This is a genomic window from Bacteroides sp. 4_1_36 (assembly GCF_003466325.1).
Taxonomy (GTDB): Bacteria; Bacteroidota; Bacteroidia; order Bacteroidales; family Bacteroidaceae; genus Bacteroides; species Bacteroides uniformis.
The window spans coordinates 467-671 of sequence record NZ_QSOX01000065.1; the positions used below are offsets into that span (position 1 = coordinate 467).

Annotated in this window: 1 protein-coding gene; it reads right to left on the bottom strand. The window is 48.3% G+C overall.

The window, feature by feature from the left end; genetic code table 11:
- Positions 1–205 (bottom strand): toprim domain-containing protein (locus DXD65_RS21460; protein WP_233556176.1); only part of this gene is annotated, 205 nt, incomplete at both ends.

Below are 205 nucleotides of genomic sequence, written 5' to 3' on the forward strand. Positions count from 1 at the left end.
CTTCAACCGCTTTCCTCCCGGCTTCGTCATTGTCAAGCATACAATGTATATGCCCGTAATCAGCCAACGGATATAAGGCTTTATCCGTGTTGGCGGTGGAGTTTAGAATAACGTAGTCCTGCCAGTCGGTGCAGGGTATATCCGGACTTTTCTGTTGCCGGATAGTGAGGAATGAGAGGAAATCCAAAAAGCCCTCGAACACGAA